This window comes from Micromonospora sp. NPDC049047 (genome assembly GCF_040649135.1).
Classification (GTDB): domain Bacteria; phylum Actinomycetota; class Actinomycetes; order Mycobacteriales; family Micromonosporaceae; genus Micromonospora.
This window is the reverse complement of record NZ_JBEZEY010000014.1, coordinates 85,525-107,838: the sequence shown is the minus strand read 5'-3', so window position 1 is coordinate 107,838 and position 22,314 is coordinate 85,525. Positions and strand designations below refer to the sequence as shown.

Below are 22,314 nucleotides of genomic sequence, written 5' to 3'. Positions count from 1 at the left end.
GAGGCTGTCATGCAGGCACGAGGCAAGGTGTACGTCGAGGGTTCGCGGCCCGATGTCCGGGTGCCGTTCGCGGAGGTGAAGCTGACCGGGGACCATCCGCCGGTGCGGCTCTACGACACCTCCGGCCCGGGGTCGGACCCGTCTGTCGGGTTGCCCGCGCTGCGGGGACCGTGGATCGCCGAGCGCGGCGACGTGGCCCCCGTGCGGGGCGCGGGCACGCCGCTGGCCGGGGTGGGCAATCGTCGGCCAACCCAGTTGGCGTACGCGCGGGCCGGTGTGGTGACGCCGGAGATGGAGTTCGTGGCGATCCGGGAGAACGTCGAGCCGGAGCTGGTCCGGACCGAGATCGCCGCCGGTCGGGCGGTGCTGCCGCTCAACGTGAACCACCCGGAGTGCGAGCCGGCGATCATCGGCAAGGCGTTCCTGGTCAAGGTGAACGCCAACATCGGCACCTCGGCGGTCAGCTCGTCGGTCGCCGAGGAGGTGGAGAAGCTGACCTGGGCCACCCGGTGGGGCGCGGACACCGTGATGGACCTCTCCACCGGCAAGCGGATCCACGAGACCCGTGAGGCGATCGTGCGGAATTCGCCGGTGCCGATCGGGACGGTTCCGATCTACCAGGCCCTCGAGAAGGTCGGCGGCGACCCGGTGAAGCTGAGCTGGGAGGTGTTCCGGGAGACCGTCATCGAGCAGGCCGAGCAGGGCGTGGACTACATGACTGTGCACGCCGGGGTGCTGTTGCCGTACGTGCCGTTGGCCGTGGACCGGGTCACCGGGATCGTCTCCCGGGGCGGCTCGATCATGGCGGCCTGGTGCCTGGCCCACCACGAGGAGAACTTCCTCTACACCAACTTCGCCGAGCTGTGTGCGATCTTCGCGCGCTACGACGTGACGTTCTCCCTCGGTGACGGGCTGCGTCCCGGCTCGATCGCCGATGCCAACGACGAGGCGCAGTTCGCCGAGTTGCGCACCCTCGGTGAGCTGACGACCGTCGCCTGGGAGCACGACGTGCAGGTGATGATCGAGGGTCCGGGGCACGTACCCATGCACAAGATCAAGGAGAACGTGGACCTTCAGCAGGAGTGGTGCCACGAGGCGCCCTTCTACACGCTCGGCCCGCTGACCACCGACATCGCCCCGGCGTACGACCACATCACCTCGGCGATCGGCGCCGCGATGATCGGCATGTTCGGCACCGCCATGCTCTGCTACGTCACGCCGAAGGAGCACCTCGGCCTGCCCGACCGGGACGACGTGAAGGCGGGCGTGATCGCGTACAAGATCGCGGCGCACGCGGCGGACCTGGCCAAGGGCCACCCCGGCGCGCAGGACTGGGACGACGCCCTGTCCAAGGCACGGTTCGAGTTCCGCTGGGAGGACCAGTTCAACCTCTCGTTGGACCCGGAGACGGCGCGCTCGTACCACGACGCGACGCTGCCGGCCGAGCCGGCGAAGACGGCCCACTTCTGCTCGATGTGTGGCCCGAAGTTCTGCTCCATGAAGATCACCCAGGAGCTCAAGGAGTACGCGGCGCGCGGCATGAAGGACAAGTCGGAGGAGTTCGTCTCCGGCGGCGGTCGGGTCTACCTGCCGCTGGCCTGACCCCGCACCCGGCACGGCGGGCCCGCCGTCCCGAAATGATCCACTCGGGTTCACTGATATCGCGGTATCCGGCCGATGAGGACCGCCCGACATCAATGAACCCGAGTGGATCAGTCGCCACCGAGCGGAGTTCCGGCCCGCCGGCCGGCGGGTCAGTCGCGGTGGTGCCGCCCGGTGGAGCGCAGCGAGCGTCGGCCGTTCTCCTGCTCCGGCTCGCTGTCCGACACCGGCTTGCCCAGACCGGCGACCCAGTCGACGAACTCCTCGTCCTGCTTCGGCAGGGCCTCGGTCGCGGCTGACGTCTCCGTGCCCTTCTCGTCGCCCCGGGACCGGTTGCGGCGGAACAGCCCACCGAGCCGTCCGCGCCGGGCGGGCTGCTCGGCCTCCGTCGCGTCGGTGCCGGCCGGGTTGTCGGTGCGGGCCCGCTCGTCGGTGTGCGCCACGTTGCCGGTGGCGATGGGCGGGCCAGCCGGACCCGGTACGCCCGAGGACTCCGCCGGGATCGGGTGTCTGGCCGGGGCGGCCAACTCGCTGGCGGACGGCCCGGTGGTCGCCGCCCGCGCCGTGGAACCGTCCGGCGACCCCGTCGGGGCGGCCCGCCGGGTGGTGTCGAACGCGTTCCAGGTGCCGGCCCGGCTCAGATCCGGCAGCGACACCCGGTGCCGGGGCTTCGGCGGCTCCCCGGTCGACTCGTCCGGCCCGGTCGGCTGCTCGGCCGCCGAGGCTCCCGACTCGGCAGCCTGCGGTGGCACCGTCCAGGCCGGGGTGACCGGCCAGGCCGACGGCGCTGGCGTCCAGCGGACCGCGTCCGATTCGCTGGCGGCGAGCCCGTCCCCGGTCGGCCGCGCGCTTGTGGTGCCGCCCGCCCCCGCGCCCGCCGATTCACCGGCCGGGTCGGCCGGTAGCGCGGTCGGACCGGCGTCGACGGCGTCCGGGGTACGCGGCGAATCGGCCGCCGCCCTGGTGCCGGCCGGAGTAGCCGGTGCCCCGGTCGGACCGGTGCTGGTAGGGGTGGGGGTGCTCCACGGGCCGGCGTTGGTCGGGGTGGGTGTGCTTGTCGGGCCGGTGTTGATCGGGGTGGGAGTGCTTGTCGGACCGGTGCTGGTCGGGGTGGGAGTGCTCCTCGGACCGGTGCTGGTCGGGGTCACCGGGTTTCTCGTCCGACCGGTCCTGGTGGTCGGGGTGGCTGTCCCTGCGGGGGTCGAGGTGGCCTCGACGGTCGGGCCGGACGTGGTGTCCCGGGGCTCGCTGTCGGGCACGGCAACGCCGGCAGCAGGCTCATCGGTGCTCTTCGACCCCGATGTGCCGTCGGCTGGGCCTGTGGTGGTGTCGAGCGGGCTGGCCTTCGGCTTCCGGGCTCGACGTGGCTTGACCGCCAACGGCGCATCGGCGCTGCCAGGCGCGCCGCCGCCCGGGTCAACGGTTGCCGTATCGGCCGCGCCAGCGTCGACGGTGCCGGTGCCGGTGCTGTTCGCGTCGACGGTTGCCGTGCTGGTCGTGCCCGTGCCCGTGCCTGTGCCCGTGCCCGTGCCTGTGCCTGTGCCCGTGCCTGTGCTGGCCGTGCCCGCGCTGGCCGTGCCCGCGCTGACTGTGGGCGTGCCGGTGCTGGCCGTGGGTGTGTCCGTGCTGGCCGTGGGCGTGCCCGTGCTGGTCGTGCCGGTGCTGGCCGTGGGCGTGTCAGTGCTGGTCGGGGTGGCGTCGGGCGAGCTGCTGGCGGCGGTCTCGGCCGAGGAGGTGACATCGTCCGGGCTCGCCGGGGGCGTCTGTCTCGCGGCGGTGAACTCACCCGTCGGATCGGTGAGCCAGGCCGCCGGCGTCCCCGGGGTGCTGCCGTGCGGCCCGCTCGCGCTGGTCGCCGGCCAGTCCCAGTGGGCCGGCGCGGGGCGTACCCCAGTGGAGCCGGCTGCGGCCAGCGGACCAGAGGTGGTGGTGTTGGCCAACGCACCGCCGGCCAACGCACCGCCGGCCAGTTCTCGGCCGGCGGGCGACCCGCCGGGCTCCGTGCCGACCGTGCCGGTCCGCTCGGTGGCGTCCGGGTCGTTCGCCGGATCCGGCGACGCGGCGTTGGGCAGGGCCGGGCCGGTGGGCAGCGCGCGCAGGATGTCGCTGGGCTCGATGGCCGGCGAATCGGCGCTGCGGGCAACCAACGGCCAGCGCAGCAGTGCGGCGGCAGCCGCGCCGAGCGCACCGGCGAGGATCGCGATCAATGAGCCGTAGTAGGGATCTACCTGGTAGCGGTCCACGGAGTCGCCCGGGCCGGCGGTCAGGTAGGCGAACGCCACAAGCACCGGACCGGCGAGCCCGGTGGCCCCGCTGATCAGCGGCTCCTGACCCCGCCAGCGAGCCAACCCGGCGGTAGCGGCCCCGGCCAGCAGCGCCACGATGGGCAGCAGGAGAAGCGCCAGCCGCTGTGCTGTCGAGTCGCTCAGCCAGCTCGGCTCCAGCACCCCGAGTCGGACGGTCGGCAGCGGGCCGGCCGTGCCGAGCGACGGCAGGACGGAGATCAGCGCCAGCAGCCAGACCACGCCGGCCACTGCCGCCATGTTCCAGCCCAGCTCGGGCCGGAGCAGCACCGCGATTGCGGCACCCGCCCCGATCACCGCGCCAAGCATGGCGCAGATGCCCACCGCCCAGACCGGGTCGACGGAGATCAGCTCCGCTGCGCGGGCGGGTTGCATGCACAGCGGGGCGATGACGGTGGCGCCGAGCGCCGCCGCACCGCCGATCGCCAGCCGCCGGCCGGTGCTGGGCGCCGGAGCGTCGCTGCGCGCGAGGCGTCCGGTCAGGACAGCACCGGCTACTGCGGCGTTCGCGGCGAACCAGCCCACCCAGACGAGCTGGGCCGGCCACTGGTTGACTGTCGTACCGGTGAAGGCGCCGGTCAGCCGGACGATGCCGAAACCGTACGCGACGCCGAGCTGGCCGGCCCCGGCCAGCACGCTCACCCCGAGCGCCGTGAGCAGCAGTCTGCCCCAGGTCCGAAAGGCCATGTCCGGCACGTTACGCACCCCGTACACCCGACCGCCACCGGCGCGCCGCGAGGCGCGCCGGCTCGCGTTCGGCGGGTCTACTTGAGTTCGACCAGTCGGGCCAGGTATGTCGTGTCTCCGACATTGGTGAGCATGTGTACGGCCCCGGGGTCGCGGTAGACGACTCCACCGGTGGGCTCGTCGGCGTCGATCCGGGTGCCGTCGATGGTCTGTACCACGTTCTTCGCACCCTCGACCGCCACCACGAGGTACGGGTGGTCATGCCGGTGCAGTGGCTGCCGCTCACCCGGTTCGAGTCGGATGTGCCAGACCCGGACCCGGTCGTTCTCGTACACGATCTCCTGGCCCACCGGCCCGAGTTCGGGTCCGTCGGTGACGTCGGTCATCGTTCTCCGTCGAGTTGGGGGAGCACCTCGGCGGCGATCAGCTCAAGGTGGTCGAGGTCGTCGAGGTCGATCAGACGGACGTGCACCCGGCTGGCGCCGATCGCGGCGAACTCGCCGATCCGCTGCGCGAGCTGCGCGGGGGAGCCGACCACCGGGTCCTCCGGCGGCAGGGCGCTCTTGACGTGCAGCGGCGCGGCCCGGCGTTGGGCCTCGGCGTCGGTGCGCCCGATGGCCACGACGATCCCGGCGGAGAGCACCAGCGGCGCGCGACCGGCCTCGGTTCGACAGGTACGCTCGCACGCCTCCCGTACCCGGTCGAACGCCTTGGCGGTGTCCGCCACGGACTTGAACGGCATGTTGAACTCGTCGGCGTACCGGGCGGCCAGCTCGGGGGTGCGCTTGGGCCCACGCCCACCCACGATGATCGGCGGTCCGGGCGCCTGCACCGGCTTGGGCAGGGCCGGCGCGTCCACCAGGCGGTAGTGGTCGCCGCTGAAGGAGTAGGTCTCGCCGGGCGGGGTCCGCCACAGCCCGGTGATCACCGCAAGTTGCTCCGCCAGCCGGTCGAAGCGTTCACCCACCGGCGGGAACGGGATGCCGTACGAGGTGTGCTCGCGCTCGTACCAGCCGGCGCCGATGCCGAGGTCGACCCGCCCGCCGCTCATCTGGTCGACCTGCGCGACCATCACGGCGAGCGGGCCGGGCAGCCGGAAGGTGGCGGACGTCACCAGGGTGCCGAGCCTGATCCGTCGGGTCTCCCGGGCCAGCGCGGCGAGGGTCAGCCAGGCGTCGGTCGGGCCGGGCAGGCCCGGGTCGGCACCCATCGACTGGTAGTGGTCGGCGCGGAGGAAGCCCTCGTACCCGCAGGCCTCGACCAGCCGGGCGAACCGGAGTTGCGTGTCGTAGGTGGCGCCCCGGTTCGGCTCGGTGAAGATCGACACCCGCATGGTCATCGTCCTTCCGCGCCGGCCGCGACCGGGTGCTCGCGTTCGCGTTCCATCAGCGGGCCCACCTCCGCTGAGTGGACGGTCAGGGATCCGGCAAAGGCTAGCCGGACTGTCTGTGTATCGCACCGTCCGGGGTGGTCAGGAGGTTTGTTTCCGTTCTGCAACCACACGAGCCTGGCGTCGCAACTGTGGCTTTCTCGTACGCTGTCTCCGCGATCAGTCCCCTCACCACGGCGGTGCCCGGCATCCACCCCCTCCCGCCGGCCCGTCCCGACAACCCTCCGGCGGCCCGGCGGCCCCGGCTGGAAAGGACATGGTGCTACCGATGAGAAGGCTGACCCGTACGGTCGCTACGGCCGCGCTGGCCACCGCCCTCGCCCTTGTCTCCGCCTGCGGCAGCGGGTCGGATTCGGCCGACGACACCAAGGGCGTCGACAGCGGCGCGCTTCAGAAGATCACCTACCTCACCTCGTTCGGCAACTTCGGCCGCGACTCCTACGCCTGGGTGGCGAAGGACAAGGGCTTCTTCGAGGAAGCCGGCTTCGATGTCGAGATCAAGGCTGGTCAGGGCACCGGTGGTGTGATCCAGACGGTCGTCGGTGGCCAGGCCGACTTCGGCCCGATCGACCTCACCGGCGGTCTGCTCCAGGTAGGCAACGGTCAGGCGAAGGACTTCACAGTGGTGGCCGCGATCCAGCAGCGCACCATGGCCGGCATCGCCTCGGTCGAGGGTAAGAACATCGCCACCCCGAAGGACCTGGAGGGCAAGAAGCTCGCCGACACCCCCGGTTCCGTGGTCCGCAACCTCTTCCCGACGTACGCCCGGCTCGCCGGGGTGGACGCGAGCAGGGTGACCTGGGTCAACGGTGAGGCGCAGGCACTGATCGGCACGCTCGCCTCCGGCGCGGTGGACGGCATCGGCCAGTTCGTCGTCGGTCAGCCGACCATCGAGGCGGTGGCCAAGAAGAAGGCCGTCATGCTGCCGTACAGCAACGTGATGCCGGACCTCTACGGCAACGTGCTGATCACCTCCGCCAAGATTGCCAAGGAGAAGCCCGAGATGGTGAAGAAGTTCACCGCCGCGCTGCTCAAGGGCCTGGAATACAGCCTGGCCAACGCCACGGAGGCCGGCGAGATCCTGAAGAAGAACGTCGACGCCGCCAACCCGGTCGCCGCCGCCGCCGAGCTGGAGCTGATGGCCGCGTACGTCCGTTCCGGCAACACCGGCGCCGCGATCGGCACAGTGGACAGCGGTCGGGTCGCCACGAGCATCGCGCTCCTGCAGGGTGCGGGCGCGCTCAAGCAGAGCGTCACCCCCGAGCAGATCATCGACTTCAGCCTCGTGCCGAAGGCCTGATCGATCGCTCGTCACCCGGGGGTACGTCCCGCCGCGCTCCGGTGGGGCGTACCCCCGTCGCTCGTCGGCCCCGGGGGCCGTGGGATTCCGAGGAGGACAAGATGACCGAGGTCCGGTCGGTGGATCCGGCGGGGGCGGCACCCGCGGCCGTGGGCGGCGGGCCCGAGGCGGGACGGGCGGGTCGCGACGCCGGTCTCCGCGCCGGGTCGGCGCTGCTGCCCGCGGCCGGCCTCCTGGTCGCCCTGGCGGTGTGGTGGCTGGTCGCCCGGCTGGAACTGGTCCATCCCGCGGCTCTGCCGCCGCCGGGCGACGTGCTCAGCGCGTTCGTCGACAAGCCCGCCCAGATGTTGGAGCACACCTGGGCCACCATGCTGGAGATCCTGATCGGCTTCGCGCTGTCGGCAGCGGCCGGTGTCCTGATCGGGCTCTCCCTGGCCAGCTCGAGCACTGTGGAGCGGATGTTCACCCCACTGTTGGTGGCGGTGAACGCGGTCCCGAAGATCACGCTGGGCCCGTTGTTGGTGGTGGCGCTCGGTTGGGGTCAGAAACCGATCCTGACCATGGTGTTCCTGCTCTGCTTCTTTCCGATAGTGCTCTCCACCGCTACCGGGCTCACCACCACACCCGCTGACCTGGCCGAGCTGGTGCGCTCCTGGAACGCCTCCCGCTGGCAGGCGTTTCGCAAGGTGCGCTTCCCGGCCGCGTTGCCGCAGATCTTCGTCGGGCTCAAGGTGGCCATGCCGCTGGCCGCGATCGGCGCGGTGATCGGTGAGTTCCAGGCCGGCGAGAGTGGCCTCGGCTACGTCATCACGCAGTACGCCGGCGTCGGTGACACCGCCACCGCGTGGGCGGCGATCATGTTGGTGGCGTTGGTGAGCATTCTGCTCTACTGGGCGCTGCTGCTTGTCGAACGGGTCGCCCTGCCCTGGGTGCGCGAAACCACGAGCAGTCACTGACCGAGCGGCAAGATCAAGATCCGGCATGCGCAGGGCCGGCCCCCGTCGGGAGGCCGGCCCTTTCTCAGGTCTCAAGCGGTGGCCTGGCGGCCGTCACCCGGCCAGACGCCAACGACCGTTACGGGCGACAAGCGTGGTGAGCGCCTGCGGCATCAGCCCGCTGTGGTTGTCCGGCGTCAGTCGGATCGGGCCGGACAGACCGTCCAGCTGGGACGTCTCGAGCACGTTCCGAAGGCCGTCACGGTCCACCTTCCCGACCTCGCCACCGGCGCGAAGCTCCGCGTTGGCGATCAGCTGGACGGCGTCCGCCGCGAACGACGACGACCCGTTGTAGCCGCCGAAGCGTGCGGTGTAGTCCTGGAACCACTGCCGCCGCGCGGCCTTGGCCGGGGTCGTCGCGATCACGTCGTCGATCACCATCGTCTGGGTGAAGATCAACGTGGCCCGCTCGGTCGCCTTGGCCGCCGCGCCGAGGAACAGGTCGCCCGCCGCCCCCGCGTCGAAGAAGAGCGACCCGCGGAAGGTGGTCTGCTGAGCGCTGGTGGCGGCCAGCGACGCCTGCTCCGGCGGGGTCCAGAAGACCAACGCGTCGGGCTTGCCCGCAACGAGCTGTTGGATCTGCTGGTTGACGTCGGTGTCGGTGGTCTTGACCCGCTGCTCGCGGAGCTTGATGCCGACCTTGTCCAACTCGCTCTTGAGCGCTGTCACACCCTCGCGGCCGTAGTCGTCGTCACTGACGAGCGCCCCCACCTTGCGGATGTTGTTGCGGCGTAATTCGTTGGTCAGCGCGGCAGCGCTGTCCGCGGCGTTGGGGCCGAGCTTGAACACGTAGCGCCGTTCGGCGACCGGGCTGGCTATCGCGCCGGACGCGGCGAGCGCAATGGTGGGAATCCGCTTCTCGTTGATGGTCCCGACCGCGCCGACCGCGCATTCGCTGCAGCCACCCATGATGATGGCGCTGACCTGGGAATCGCTGCTGAAGTCGGCGATGTTGCGGAGCGATTCGGCGGCGTCGGAACGGTTGTCCTTCACCTTCAGTCGGATCTGCCGGCCGTTCAGTACTCCGGAGGAGTTCAACTGATCCCTCTTCAGTTCGAGGGCCCGCTGGTATGTCTGGCCAACCGTGGCCGCAGCGCCGGAGAGTTCGAGATCGACGGCGATCACGATTGGACTCGTGTCCTGCTCAGCGCCGCCGAACTGGCAGCCGGTGAGCGTGGTGGACGCAACGGCTGATGCAAGCGCCGCGATGATCGCGGAGCGGATGGGGCTCAACTCAGTCCTCCAGGTGCGGGCGCGGGCGCTGCCCGGTCACCGCCGCTAATCCGTCCTCAGTGGAAGACGGGATCTCCTCTGCCGTACGGTGTGCGCGAAGCTTGCAAAACCTTGCCAATGGCCGGGGCTGTGGTCAAGCGCGGACCGCGGTAACCTTTCGGGACGCTCATCCCACATGCTGGGGTAACGCAATGTTTGCAAAAGCTCACTCTGCATACATCTGTGACCACTCATGAGTTACATGCCCTGTTCAGGGGCTTGCGGAAATGAAGGTATCAGTTGCCCGGAACACGGGATGCGCTCCGTCCGACCCTTTCCTGCCTCAGTGCGGCTTCCCAAACAGGATCATGTCTGATGAAATCGCGGCCGTGCCGCGCGTGGTCCCCTCCGCTTACGGCATGGCTCGGTGGGGCAGGCGGGGAAGAAACGACGGAGGCGATGTCGTGAGCACCGGACCGACGACCCTGCCCGCGCTCGGCGACAGCGCTCGGCCCACGCGCCGACGGTTGCCGAGACTGCGCGACGCCCGGATCCGGTCCAAGTTGGCGTTGATCCTGGTCGTCCCGGTGACGGCGGTGATCGCGCTGGCCACGGTCCGTCTGATCGCCGTTGGCGAAGGGGCCTTCGACGCCACCCGAGCCCGGTCGCTGACGTCCCTCTCGCTCAACGTCAGCGCGCTCACCCAGGACCTCCAAGCCGAGCGGATGGCCGCCGCCGCCTACCTGGCCGCCCCACAGCAGCCGGCCGACGCGTACAACCTGCGGGTCCGCGAGACGCAGCAGCAGGTCGACGCGTACCGCGCCGAGCGGGACCGGATCGGCGACGTGCCGGCGGCCCTGCGCGACCGGCTGGCCACCATCGACGGCCACCTGGCCACTCTGGACGGCACCCGGCAGAAGGTGCTCGACCGCCGGCAGATGGCGGTCGCCGAGGCCACCCTCCGCTACGGGGTCATCCTCACCGACCTGGTCGCCTACGGTGACGGGCTGGCCCAGCTGCCCGGCAGCGAGAGCCTGTCGGACAGCCGCCGCGCGGTCGCCGCGTTCGCCCGCGCCAAGGCTTCCGTCGCCGAGGAGGAGGCGGTCGCCTTCACCGCGCTGTCCGCGGGCCAACTCGACCCGGAGCAGTTCTCCTCCTTCGTGGCCACGCTGACCAGTCAGCAGGAAGCCCTTGTCGCCTTCTCGCTGGCCGCCGACCCGGTGCAGCGTGCCCTTGTCGACAGCGCCGTCTCCGGTGACGCGGTCGGCCTGGCCGACCGGGTCGCCGCCGACATCACCCGATCCGTCGGGCAGCGCCCGTTGGTCACCGCGCTGGCCGCCACCGCCGCCATCGGCGCCCAGAACGACCTGATGCGCTGGGCCGAGATCCAACTGCAGGACCGGCTGCTCCAGCAGGCTGACGAGGCGCGCTCGGACGTCATCCGGCAGGCCGTGATCGAGTCGATCCTGGTGCTGCTGACCCTGATCATCGCCGTGTCGCTGGCCGTGGTGCTGGCCCGCTCGCTCAACGACTCGCTGCGCCGGCTGCGCGAGGGTGCCCTCGCGGTGGCCAACCACGACCTTCCCGACGCGGTGCAGCGCCTGCAGAACATGGGCAGCGTGGGCGACGGCGGGGTGGACGAGATCGTCCGCCAGGTCCGCGACCCGATCAAGCTGAACAGCCGCGACGAGGTCGGCCAGGTGGCGGTGGCCTTCAACGTCGTCCACCGGGAGGCGGTCCGGGTCGCCGCCGAGCAGGCCGCGCTGCGGACAAGCGTCTCGGCGATGTTCCTCAACCTGGCCCGTCGTAGTCAGACCCTGGTCGACCGCATGATCGGCGAGCTGGACGCGATCGAGCGTGGCGAGGAGGACCCGAAGCGGCTCGCACAGCTCTTCGAGCTCGACCACCTGGCCACCCGAATGCGCCGCAACGACGAGAACCTGCTGGTCCTGGCCGGCGCCGACTCCGCCGTGCCGCGTCGCGACGACGCGCTCGTCGTCGACGTGCTGCGCGCCGCCCAGTCCGAGGTCGAGCTGTACAACCGCATCGAGTTCGGCACTGTGGACACCGACATCTCGGTGGCCGCACACGCCGTCAACGACGTGGTCCGTCTCGTCGCCGAGTTGCTCGACAACGCCACCCGGTTCTCACCGCCGAACACCACAGTGGTCGCCGACGGTCGCCGGATCCGCGACTACGTCCTGATCCAGATCGAGGACCGTGGTCTCGGTCTCAGCGACTCGCAGCTCGACTCGCTCAACCGCCGGCTGGCCGCCCCGCCGAGCGTCGACGTCGCCGCGTTCCGGCTGATGGGTCTGGCCGTGGTCAGTCGGCTCGCCTCCCGCTACGGCATCCGGGTGGAGCTGCGTACCAACGTCGAGGGCGGCACCGTCGCCCAGGTGACGCTGCCCGCCACCACTGTGGTGCTGCCCAGCAGCCGGGGCCGCGAGCAGGCGCTCAGCCGGCCGCGTCAGCCGATGGCAGTGGAGCAGACGCCGCTCACCCCGGCCGGTCACAGCGAGCAGTTCGCCGGTGCCGCCACCGCCGCGGCGACGCTGCCCGACCAGTGGCGCACCGACGCGCCGGCTCCCGCCCAATGGCAGTCGCCGCTGGACTCGCGGGACACCACCCCGGCCGTGCAGATGGGCGGCTACTCCGGTACGCGCTCGGCGGCGCCGACTCCGGTCGCTCCGGCACCCGTCCCCCCGGCTCCGCCGGCACGCCCCGCATACGGCACCAGCGTGGGTGCCGCGTCGGGCGGCCCGACGGTGGCCTATCCGACAATCGACCCGCTACCGCGGCGCGGCTCGACAGCGGACGCCGCGGACGGCCGCAACGCACCTGGCCTGCCGGTCGGTCCGGTCGCCGGCGCTGGCGCTGTCGCCCCGCCGCCCGCCCCGCCGGCCCCGCCGGTGCCCGCCGCGCCGGTCAGCAGCCGACCCGACTTCCCCGCCGAGGCGCCGATCTTCCGGGAGATGGAGGCGGTCTGGTTCCGGTCGCACGGTGACGACGCCACAGCGATCTTCACCCGGCCCAAGTTCGACGAGCCGCCACCGCCGGCCACCGCCGCGCCGGCCGACGCCGGGCTGCGCGCTCAGCCGAGTGCCGCTCCGGCTCCGGCGCCGGCCCGACCGCCGCTGCCGACCCGGACGCCCGGCAGTTCCAACACCGACAGCGGCACCGCGTCGGGCACCTCGGGCCGCGGTGGCGCGACCACAGGCGGTCTGGGGACGCCGCCGTCGTACACCCCGCCGCCGGCCGCCCAGCGGGCCGCTCCCCCCGCACCTGCCCCCTCCGCTCCACCCGTGAACCCGGACGCCTGGCGGACGGCCGCCGACGAGGGCTGGTCCCGGGCCAGCCGGGCCGCCGAGCCGGCACCGGCCGGAACCACCCGCTCCGGCCTGCCCAAGCGGGTGCCACAGGCGCAGCTCGTGCCGGGTGGCATCGAACCGAAGAGCGGCCGGGACCGCAGCCGGCGGACCCCCGATGAAGTACGCGGTCTGTTGTCGGCCTACCACCGCGGTGTACAACGTGGTCGTACGGCCGGAACGGATCTGAACAGCACCTCGACCAAGGAGAGCCGATGAACAGGCCAGCTGCCATGCAGGACATGGGTTGGCTGCTCACCAACTTCGCCGACAGCGTGGCGGGTATCGCCCACGTGGTGGCGGTGTCCGCCGACGGGCTCCTGCTCGCGTCCTCCCGGGATCTGCCGGGGGACCGGGCCGACCAGCTCGCCGCGATCACCTCCGGTGTGGTGAGCCTGACCGAGGGCGCTGCCCGGATGTTCAGCGCGGGTGGGGTGTTGCAGACAGTCATCGAGATGGACAGCGGGTACCTCTTCCTGATGTCGATCAGCGACGGGTCGTCGATGGCCGTGCTGGCCGCGCGCAGCTGTGACGTGGGCCAGGTCGGCTACGAGATGGCGCTGCTGGTCGAGCGGGTCGGTGCCGCGCTGGTGCCGCTGCCGCGTGACGCCGTGCGCTCCTAGCACCGGAAGGCGGCGCTCGGGGCGTGCGCCGAAGCAGGGACGAAAGGTAGCGTTGGCGGGCTCTACAGTGGACGGGGAGGTGATCGGGGATGGACCAACGGCGCGTTGACCCGCGTGGCGCGCTGGTGCGTCCGTACGCGGTCACCCGTGGTCGCACCGAACCTCGTCAGGACATCGCCCTCGAGGCCGTCCTCACCGCGTCCCCCACCCAGGTTGCCGAGTCCCGCTTCGCCGGGCACGACAAGCACCGCATCGCCACGGTCTGTGAGGGCCGCGCACAGTCGCTGGCGGAGATCGCCGCGTACACCCGGATGCCGCTTGGCGTCGCCCGGGTGTTGGTCGCCGACATGGTGGCCGAGAGCCTGCTGACGTTACACACTGCTGCTCCCGCCGAGGGGTTCGAGGAGCGGATGGAACTGCTTGGAAGGGTGCTAAGTGGACTTCGCAGGCTATGACCCCGCTGGGGGGCGGCCAGGCCGGGGAATCGTCTCCGCGAAGATTGTCGTCGCGGGCGGCTTCGGCGTCGGCAAGACAACACTGGTCGGGGCGATCTCCGAGATCACGCCGCTGACCACCGAGGCGTTGATGACCGCGGCGGGTGTCGGCATCGACGACCCGTCCAAGGTGCCGGGCAAGGAGACCACCACGGTCGCCATGGACTTCGGCCGGATCACCATGGCCCAGGACCTGATCCTGTACCTCTTCGGTACCCCGGGCCAGACCCGGTTCTGGTTCATGTGGGACGAGATCATTCGCGGTGCGGTGGGCGCGGCAGTGCTTGTGGACACGCGCCGGATCACCGACGCGTTCGCTCCGCTCGACTACTTCGAGAACCGCAACCTGCCGTACGTGGTGGCGCTCAACCGGTTCGACGGTGCTCCCCAGTACGAGCTGGACGAGGTCCGCGAGGCGTTGGCCATCTCGCCGCAGGTGCCGCTGGTGATGACCGACGCCCGGCACCGGGATTCGGTCAAGCAGGTGTTGGTGACGGTCGTCGAGCACGCCATGCTGCGGCTCCAGGCCGAGCACGGGCGGGGCTTCCCCACGCCGGTCGGCTGACGGGTCGCGTCACGGCCGGCGCCCACCGCCCGGCCGTGACGCGTCAGTCGACCCGGAGCCGGTAGCCGCGCTTCACGATGGTCTGCACCACGCGCGGCGCGCGCAGGCCGGCCCGGAGTCGGGCCACCGCCATCTCCACCGCATGCTCGTCCGCGCCCCGGGGCAACGTCCGCAGCAGCGCGGTACGGGACAGCACCCGGCCGGGAGACTGGGCGAGCGCCCGCAACACCGCCATCGGGGCGGGGGCGAGTGGCCGCAACTCGCCGTCGATCACGGCGGCGTGGCCGCGCAGCGTGAGCAGGTGCCCACCGGCCTTGAACGTCACGGTCCGGCGGGGCAGCTCGTCGACGATGGTCCGCACCAGCGCGCCCAGCCGGGCCCGGGCCGGCGCGGTCACCGGCACCCCGCGCCGCAGCAGCGGTTCGGCGGTCACCGCGCCGACGCAGCTGGCCAGGACGTCAGCGTGGAACGCGGACAGCACCGCGTCGGTACGGTCCCCGGCCGTGCGCAGCAGGGCCTCCACCGCGGGCGCCGAGGTGAAGGTCACCGCGTCCACCAACCGGCCGGTGATCAGGTCGATCAACCGGTGCAGTGGTGCCGGGTCGGTCGGCGGTGCCCACCGGTAGACCGGCACCTCGATCACCGTGGCACCGGCCGCCTCCAGAGCCAGCGTGCAGTCGGGCTGCCGCTCACCGTGGAGCTGCATCGCGATCACCTGCCCGGCCACACCGCGCCGGCGCAGGTGGTCGACGACCTCGTCGCAGCTCTCCGAGGCCGGCGACCACTGGTCGTGCAGCCCGGCCGCACGAATCGCGCCGCGCGCCTTCGGCCCCCGGGCCACCACGTACGAGCTGGCCAGCACCGAGCGCAGCGGCTCGGCCAGCCCCCAGCCCTCGGCCGCCTCCAGCCACCCGCGCATGCCGATGCCGGTGTTCGCCATCAGGATGTCCGGCGGCTGGTTGAGACAGGCGCGGGTCGCCTCGCGCAGCTCGGTGTCGTCGGAGAGCGGCACGATCCGCAACGCCGGGGCGAGCACCACCCGGGCGCCCCGCCGCTCAAGCAGCGCCGCCAACTCGTCGCGCCGCCGGTCGGCGGTCACCCCGATGGTGAAGCCGGCCAGTTCTTCCCGCATCAACCCTCCTGTCGTAGCCGCACCTCGACCAGCCCGCTGCGGCAGCGCGCGTCGTGCCGGCCCACCGCCACCCCCGGCAGGTCGAGGCACTGTCCGCTGCGCAGGTCGTACACCTGCTTGTGCAGCGGTGAGGCGACGGTGGGCACCCCGCCACGGGTGCCCACGATGCCCCGCGACAGCACGTACGCCCCGGAGACCGGATCGCGGTTGTCGATGGCGAACAGCTCGTCCGCGGTCCGGAACAGGGCGATCTGCACGCCGTCGACCAGGGCGGCCACGCCCCGGTCCGGTTCCAGCCGGTCGAGAAGGCAGATGGTCGTCCAGGTCGACGTGAGGGTCTGGGTCATCGCCGTACCTCCGGTAGGCCGAGGGTGACCGGTTGCCGACGCCGACCGTTCGTCGGCTCGGGTCCGGTCGTGGGATGGTCGCGTACGGGTACCGGCTGGCCGCGTTCCAGTGCGAAGGTGATCGACGGGTCGGGCACGTCCGGAGCGTTTACGAACGAGGTGTAGCGGCGCAGCCGATCCGGGTCGTCGAGCACGTCGCGCCACTCGTCGGAGTACGACGACACGTGCCGGGCCATCGCCGCGTCCAACTCTTCGCAGAAGCCCAACGAGTCGTCCACGATCACCGAGCGCAGGTGGTCGAGGCCGCCGTCCATCGCCTCGATCCAGCCGGCGGTGCGTTGCAGCCGGTCGGCGGTGCGGATGTAATACATCAAAAATCTATCGATTATTCGAATCAGTGCCTCTGTCGAAAGATCAGTGGCGAACAGGTCGGCGTGCCGGGGCCGGAAGCCGCCGTTGCCACCGACGTAGAGGTTCCAGCCGGTCTCGGTGGCGATGATGCCGAAGTCCTTGCTGCGGGCCTCGGCGCACTCGCGGGCACAACCGGAGACCGCCGACTTGATCTTGTGTGGGGCGCGCAGCCCCCGGTAGCGCAGCTCCAACGCGACGGCTAACCCCACCGAATCCTGCACTCCGTACCGGCACCAGGTCTCGCCCACGCACGACTTCACAGTCCGCAGCGCCTTGCCGTACGCGTGGCCGGACTCGAAGCCGGCGTCCACCAGCCGCCGCCAGATCTGCGGCAGCTGCTCCACCCGCGCCCCGAACAGGTCGATCCGCTGCCCGCCGGTGATCTTCGTGTAGAGCTGGAAGTCCCGGGCGACCTCGCCGATCACGATCAGCTTCTCCGGGGTGATCTCACCACCCGGGATCCGGGGCACCACCGAGTAGCTGCCGTCGCGTTGCAGGTTGGCCAGGAAGTGGTCGTTGGTGTCCTGCAAGGACGCCTGCTCACCGTCGAGCACGTGCCCGCTGCCCAGCGACGCGAGGATCGACGCCACCACCGGCTTGCAGATGTCGCAGCCGCGCCCCCGACCGTGCTCGGCGACCAGCCGGGAGAAGGTGCGGATGCCGCGTACGCGGACGATCTCGAACAGCTCCCGCCGGCTGACGTCGAAGTGCTCGCAGAGCGCGCGGGACTGCACCACCCCTGCCGCGTCCAGCAGCTGCTTGAGCATCGGCACGCAGGAGCCGCAACTGGTGCCGGCCCTCGTGCACGCCTTCAACGCCGGCACGTCCGCGCAGCCGTCGGCGATGGCGGCGTCCACGTCGCCACGGGTCACCGCGTTGCAGGAGCAGACCTGGGCGGTGGCCGGCAACGCGCCCGCGTCCGCTCCGCCGCCGTCCGGGGCGAGCAGCGCCAGTGGCGCTGCCGGCAGCGGGCCACCCACGCTGGCCCGCAACGTCGGGTACGCGCTGGCGTCGCCGACAAGCACCCCGCCGAGCAGGGTGTGCGCGTCGTCGGAGAGCACCAGCTTCGCGTAGACCCGGGTGGCCGGATCGGTGAACGTGACGTCCAGGCAGCCCGCGGTCGTGCCGTGTGCGTCACCGAACGAGGCCACGTCGACGCCGAGCAGCTTGAGCTTGGTGGCGGTGTCCGCGCCCGGGAACGTCGCCGCGCCGCCGACCAGCCGGTCGGCGACCACCTCGGCGGTCGCGTACCCGGGCGCGACAAGGCCGTGACAGGTGCCGTCGACAGCCGCGCACTCACCGACCGCCCAGATCCGCTCGTCGGTGCTGCGGCACGTCTCGTCGACGAGCACCCCACCGCGCGGCCCCACCGGTAGGCCGGCCGTCCGGGCCAGCTCGTCGCGCGGCCGGATGCCGGCGGCCACCACCACCAGCTCGGCCTCGACCGCGCTGCCGGCGGACAGTTCCAGGGCGGCGACCGCGCCGTCCGGGCCGGGCCGGATCGCCGTGGTGGCCACCCCGAGGTGGGTACGGACACCCAGGTCGTCGACGTAGCGGCGGAGCATCGCACCACCGGCCTGATCCACCTGCACGGGCATCAGCCGGGGCGCGAACTCGACAACGTCGGTGCTCAGGCCGAGCAGCCGCAGGGCGTTCGCCGCCTCCAGGCCGAGCAGCCCGCCGCCGATCACCGCGCCGACCCGCCGACCCTGCGCGTACGCCCGGATCGCCGCCAGGTCGTCAAGGGTCCGGTAGACGAACACCCCGGGCAGCTCGGCACCGGGCACCGGCGGCACGAAGGGGTACGACCCGGTGGCCAGCACCAGCGCGTCGTAGTGGTACTCGCCGGCGGCGGTGGTCACCACCTGCCGGTCCCGGTCGACGGAGGTGGCTGGCTCACCGAGGCGCAGCCGCACCCCGGCGTGCGGGGTGTGCACGTTGAGCTCGTCCTCGCTCACCCCGTCGAAGTACGCCGAGAGCCGCACCCGGTCGTACGCCGGACGCCCCTCCTCGGCCAGCACTGTCACCCGCCAGCGCCCCTGCGGGTCGCGGGCGTGCAGCGCGTCCACGAAACGCTGCCCGACCATGCCGTTGCCGATGACGACCAGTTCGCCGCCGTTCATCGCGTCACCTCCACCGATTCCGACTGGCTCAGCCAATCGACGATGCCGCCCACCGCGTCGCGGCAACCGCCGCAGCCGGTGCCGGCCCGGGTCGCGGCCACCACCGCGTCGACAGTCCGGGCTCCGGAGCGCCAGCTGCGCACCAGAGCGCCCTTGCTCACCGAGTTGCACTGACAGACCGTCGCCCCGTCCGGCATCAGTGCCGGTGACGCGGCAGGTGCCGCGGCCGCCGGGCCGAGCGCCCGGCCCAGCAGCAGCGCCCGTCGGTCGGTCGGCACCGGGTGACCGCGGTCGAAGAGCTGGATCACCGTGCCGACGGCCGGGTTGTCGCCGAGCAGGATCGCACCGACCAGTCGCTCGTCCCTGATCCGCAACCGGGCGTACGTGCCCCGGCTCGGGTCGGCGAAGGTCAGTTCCTCGCCCGGCCCGCCGATCGGGTCGCCCATTGAGGCCAGGTCGATCCCGGCAGCCTTGAGCCGGGTCACCACCGGCCGGGGCCGGTACCGGGCCAGCGGATCCGTCCCGGTCAGCACGTCGGCGAGCACCCGGGCCTGGGACCAGGCGGGTGCGACCAGCCCGGTGAGCACCCCGTCGTGTTCGGCGCAGTCGCCGATCGCCGAAATGGACCTGTCGCTGGTCCGGAGCCGATCGTCCACCAGCACGCCATGTCCGACGTCCAGCCCGGCCGCCCGGGCGAGGGCGGTGTCCGGGCGGACGCCGCAGGAGAGCACCAGCAGATCGGCGTGCAGCGTCTGACCGTCGGCCAGATCGAGGCGTACGCCGGTGGCGTCGGTGGCCACGCCGGTCGCCGGTACCGCCAGGTGGCTGGTGACGCCGAGACCGGCCAGCGTGCCGGCGAGCACCGCACCGGCGGCCGGGTCGAGCTGGCGTTCCATCAGGTGCCCGCGCGGGTGCACCACGGTCGTGGCCAGCCCCCGGGTGGCCAGCCCACGGGCGGCTTCCAGGCCGAGCAGACCACCGCCGAGCACCAACGCGCTGCGCGCGCCGTCCGCCGCAGCGATGATCCGCCGGCAGTCGTCGAGGGTCCGGAAGGGCACCACCCGCTCCGGCAGGTCGGCCGGGTCGAGGCCGGGCAGGGGTGGCACCACCGCTCGGGCGCCGGTGGCCAGCACCAGGTGGTCGTAGGCGATCCGTTCGCCGTCGGCGGTGCGGACCTCCCGGGCGGACCTGTCGACGGCGGTCACCGTCACCCCGGTGCGCAGGTCGATGCCATGGCCGGCGGCTTCGGTCAGCTCCACGTCCGGCTCGTCGACCCGGCCGGCCAGCAGGGTGGAGAGCATGATCCGGTTGTACGCCCGGTGCGGCTCCGCCCCGAGCACCGTGACCTTCCGGTCGCCTTCGCGGGCGTGCAGCTCGCTGGCGAGGCGGGCACCGGCCATGCCGTTGCCGATGATGACCACCCGGGCGGTCATGCCTTCTCCACCCGAACCGCGCAGATCTTGAATTCCGGCATCCCGGAGATCGGGTCCACCGCGTCGTTCGTCACCGAGTTGGCCCGCCCGGCCCCCGCGTAGTGGAACGGGGCGAAGACCGTGTCCGGTCGGATCCCGGCGCTGAGCCGGGCCGGGGCGCACAACTCGCCGCGCCGTGAGGTGACTCGCACCGGGTCGCCGTCGTCGACGCCGAGCCGGGCGGCCAGGTCGGGGTGCAGCTCGACGAACGCCTCACCGGCGGCGCGGCGCAGCGCGGCCACCCGGCGGGTCTGGGTGCCGGACTGGTACTGGGCGAGCACCCGGCCGGTGGTGAAGTGCAGCGGGTACGCGGCGCTCACCTCCTCGGCGGCCGGTCGGTGGTCGACGGGGTGGAACCGGGCCCGGCCGTCCGGGGTGGCGAACCGGTCGGCGAACAACCGTGGGGTGTCCGGCCCGTCCTCGGTCGGGCAGGGCCAGTACACGCCGTCGGCGTCGTCGATCCGGGCCCAGCTGATCCCGGCGTAGTCGGCGGCCCCGCCGGCCGAGGCGCGGCGCAGCTCGGCGAACACGACAGCCGGGTCGGCGGGGAACCGCGCTGCCGTGGTCTGCTCGGCGGTGGCCAGCCGGGCCGCCAGGTCGGAGATGATGGCCAGGTCGGTCCGGACGTCCGGCGGGGGCGGGCGGAGCGCGCGTCGGCGCAGCACCCGACCCTCCAGGTTGGTCATGGTGCCGTCCTCCTCGGCCCACTGCGCGGTGGGTAGCACCACGTCCGCCAGCGCGGCCGTCTCGGAGAGCAGCAGGTCGGCGACGACAAGCAGGTCGAGGTCGCGCAGCCGGCTCTCGATCCGGGCCGCCCGGGGGGCGGAGATCACCGGGTTCGAGCCGAACACCAGCAACGCCCGGGGGCCGTCAGGTGTGCCGAGCGAGTCGAGCAGTTGGTAGGCAGGCACTCCCGGGCCGGGCAACTCGTCGGCCGGCACGCCCCAGACGCCTGCCACGTGCTCGCGGGCCATCGGGTCGTCGATCCGTCGGTAGCCGGGGAGTTGGTCGGCCTTCTGCCCGTGCTCCCGCCCGCCCTGGCCGTTGCCCTGGCCGGTGAGGCAGCCGTACCCCGAACCGTCGCGGCCGGGCAGCCCGAGGGCGAGAGCGAGATTGACGTACGCGGTGACAGTGTCCACGCCCTTGGCGTGCTGCTCGGCACCACGAGCGGTAAGGATGATCACCCGGCCGCCGGTACCCAACGCGCGGGCGGTCGCCTCCAGATCGGCCACCGGCACTCCGGAGAGCTGCTCCGCGCGGGCCGGCCACCAGGCGGCGACGCTCCGACGGACCGCCTCGAAACCGGAGGTGCGGTCGGCCACGTACGCCCGGTCGACCCAACCCTCGGTGAGCGCGATGTGCAGCAGCGCGTTTGCCACAGCGAGGTCGGTGCCGGGCAGTGGTTGCAGGTGCAGGTCGGCCTGGCGGGCGGTGGCGGTGACCCGGGGGTCTACCACGATCAGCCGACCGCCGTTGCCGCGCTGCTCGGTGAGCCAGCGCACCAGCGGCGGCATGGTCTCCGCCGGGTTCGCGCCGACAAGCAGCAGCGTGTCGGCCCGGCCCAGGTCGGAGAGGGGGAACGGCAGCCCACGGTCGATGCCGAAGGCGCGCATCCCGGCGGCGGCCGCCGAGGACATGCAGAACCGTCCGTTGTAGTCGATGTGCCGGGTGCGGAGCCCGATCCGGGCGAACTTCCCCAGCGCGTACGCCTTTTCGTTGGTCAGGCCGCCGCCACCGAAGACGGCGACCGCGTCCCGGCCGGCGTCGGCCTGGACGGCGCGGATGCCGTCGACGATCCGGTCGAGGGCGGTGTCCCAACTCGCCGGGTGCAGCGCACCGGTGGCGCTGTCGCGTACCAGGGGAGTGGTCAGCCGCTCCGGGTGGTCGAGCAGGTCGGCGGCGGTCCAACCCTTCTGGCAGAGCCCGCCCCGGTTGGTGGGGAACTGGCGGGGGTGGACCGTCACCCCGGTGTCGTCCTCGCGGAGCACCATGCCGCACTGAAGCGCGCAGTACGGGCAGTGCGTCGCCACCTGCCGGGGTGTGCCCCCAGGTCGAGTCGCGGACCGTGCACCGTCTGTCATGTCGGCAAAGCGTGCCGTCGGGCAGTTTCCGGTCCGGGTCCCTTCTGTTTCGGTCCTGTCAAGTGGGGCTCACAGCGCACCGAGGCAGCGAGCGCGGTGGTGGGACTCACCAGCACAAGCCACTCCGGTCGGAGACCTCGCCCGGACAGCCGACTCGGAGCTGCCGGCGGCCAGGGAGTGGGTCTATAATGTGGGAAAACTGTCTCAAA

The 22,314-nt window shown here is 72.0% G+C and carries 16 protein-coding genes; 7 read left to right on the top strand and 9 right to left on the bottom strand.

The annotated features are described in order from the left end of the window. Positions 1-9 precede the first annotated feature (9 nt). Positions 10-1,602, top strand: a complete 1,593-nt coding sequence (gene thiC / locus AB0B86_RS21965) for a phosphomethylpyrimidine synthase ThiC (protein ID WP_357413468.1) — start codon at positions 10-12, stop codon at positions 1,600-1,602. Positions 1,603-1,754: 152 nt separating this feature from the next. Here thiC and AB0B86_RS21960 read toward each other — a convergent pair whose 3' ends face one another. From AB0B86_RS21960 to AB0B86_RS21950, 3 genes are all read right to left on the bottom strand, one after another. Further along, on the bottom strand, positions 1,755-4,592 hold the full coding sequence (locus AB0B86_RS21960) for a hypothetical protein (RefSeq protein WP_357419719.1): 2,838 nt from the start codon (positions 4,590-4,592) through the stop codon (positions 1,755-1,757). A gap of 77 nt (positions 4,593-4,669) precedes the next feature. Beyond that, positions 4,670-4,978, bottom strand: coding sequence for a cupin (locus AB0B86_RS21955; protein ID WP_357413472.1), 309 nt, complete (start codon positions 4,976-4,978; stop codon positions 4,670-4,672). Further along, positions 4,975-5,925 carry an LLM class F420-dependent oxidoreductase gene (locus AB0B86_RS21950; protein WP_357413484.1) on the bottom strand — a complete coding sequence of 317 codons (951 nt, stop codon included), beginning with the start codon at positions 5,923-5,925 and terminating at the stop codon, positions 4,975-4,977. Before AB0B86_RS21950 ends, AB0B86_RS21955 begins: the two co-directional genes overlap by 4 nt. A gap of 325 nt (positions 5,926-6,250) precedes the next feature. Between AB0B86_RS21950 and AB0B86_RS21945 the strand changes: the two genes are divergently transcribed. Together AB0B86_RS21945 and AB0B86_RS21940 are read left to right on the top strand one after the other, a co-directional pair. Next, entirely contained in the window at positions 6,251-7,282 is a 1,032-nt protein-coding gene (locus AB0B86_RS21945; protein WP_357419718.1) for an ABC transporter substrate-binding protein, read from the top strand. 101 nt (positions 7,283-7,383) lie between these two features. Then, a complete protein-coding gene (locus AB0B86_RS21940) occupies positions 7,384-8,238 on the top strand; it encodes an ABC transporter permease (protein ID WP_357413476.1) in 855 nt (284 codons plus the stop codon). Between the two features lie 93 nt (positions 8,239-8,331). Here the strand turns inward: AB0B86_RS21940 and AB0B86_RS21935 are convergent, their stop codons facing one another. Next, positions 8,332-9,510: an ABC transporter substrate-binding protein gene (locus AB0B86_RS21935; protein ID WP_357413478.1), complete on the bottom strand. Its 1,179-nt coding sequence runs from the start codon at positions 9,508-9,510 to the stop codon at positions 8,332-8,334. Between the two features lie 443 nt (positions 9,511-9,953). Between AB0B86_RS21935 and AB0B86_RS21930 the strand changes: the two genes are divergently transcribed. The 4 genes from AB0B86_RS21930 (at position 9,954) to AB0B86_RS21915 (ending at position 14,539) form a co-directional block, all read left to right on the top strand. Then, entirely contained in the window at positions 9,954-13,076 is a 3,123-nt protein-coding gene (locus tag AB0B86_RS21930; protein ID WP_357413480.1) for a sensor histidine kinase, read from the top strand. Next, entirely contained in the window at positions 13,073-13,480 is a 408-nt protein-coding gene (locus AB0B86_RS21925; protein ID WP_007465177.1) for a roadblock/LC7 domain-containing protein, read from the top strand. The genes AB0B86_RS21930 and AB0B86_RS21925 overlap by 4 nt, the downstream gene beginning before the upstream one ends. A gap of 89 nt (positions 13,481-13,569) precedes the next feature. Further along, a complete protein-coding gene (locus AB0B86_RS21920; RefSeq protein WP_151488101.1) occupies positions 13,570-13,935 on the top strand; it encodes a DUF742 domain-containing protein in 366 nt (121 codons plus the stop codon). After that, positions 13,916-14,539: an ATP/GTP-binding protein gene (locus AB0B86_RS21915; RefSeq protein ID WP_357402868.1), complete on the top strand. Its 624-nt coding sequence runs from the start codon at positions 13,916-13,918 to the stop codon at positions 14,537-14,539. The genes AB0B86_RS21920 and AB0B86_RS21915 overlap by 20 nt, the downstream gene beginning before the upstream one ends. 43 nt (positions 14,540-14,582) lie before the next feature. On the opposite strand, the gene AB0B86_RS21910 is transcribed toward AB0B86_RS21915, so the two are convergent. The 5 genes from AB0B86_RS21910 to AB0B86_RS21890 are packed head-to-tail and all read right to left on the bottom strand — an operon-like array spanning position 14,583 to position 22,105. After that, positions 14,583-15,671 carry a uroporphyrinogen-III synthase gene (locus AB0B86_RS21910; protein ID WP_357419717.1) on the bottom strand — a complete coding sequence of 363 codons (1,089 nt, stop codon included), beginning with the start codon at positions 15,669-15,671 and terminating at the stop codon, positions 14,583-14,585. Next, the gene (gene nirD, locus AB0B86_RS21905; RefSeq protein ID WP_357419716.1) at positions 15,671-16,018 is read right to left on the bottom strand and encodes a nitrite reductase small subunit NirD; all 348 of its coding nucleotides are present in this window, start codon (positions 16,016-16,018) and stop codon (positions 15,671-15,673) included. The genes AB0B86_RS21910 and nirD overlap by 1 nt, the downstream gene beginning before the upstream one ends. Next, positions 16,015-18,552, bottom strand: a complete 2,538-nt coding sequence (gene nirB, locus AB0B86_RS21900; RefSeq protein WP_357402874.1) for a nitrite reductase large subunit NirB — start codon at positions 18,550-18,552, stop codon at positions 16,015-16,017. Before nirB ends, nirD begins: the two co-directional genes overlap by 4 nt. After that, the gene (locus AB0B86_RS21895) at positions 18,549-19,985 is read right to left on the bottom strand and encodes an FAD-dependent oxidoreductase (protein WP_357402876.1); all 1,437 of its coding nucleotides are present in this window, start codon (positions 19,983-19,985) and stop codon (positions 18,549-18,551) included. Before AB0B86_RS21895 ends, nirB begins: the two co-directional genes overlap by 4 nt. Further along, complete coding sequence (locus AB0B86_RS21890) at positions 19,982-22,105, bottom strand: molybdopterin oxidoreductase family protein (RefSeq protein ID WP_357402878.1); 2,124 nt, start codon at positions 22,103-22,105, stop codon at positions 19,982-19,984. Before AB0B86_RS21890 ends, AB0B86_RS21895 begins: the two co-directional genes overlap by 4 nt. Positions 22,106-22,314 lie beyond the last annotated feature (209 nt).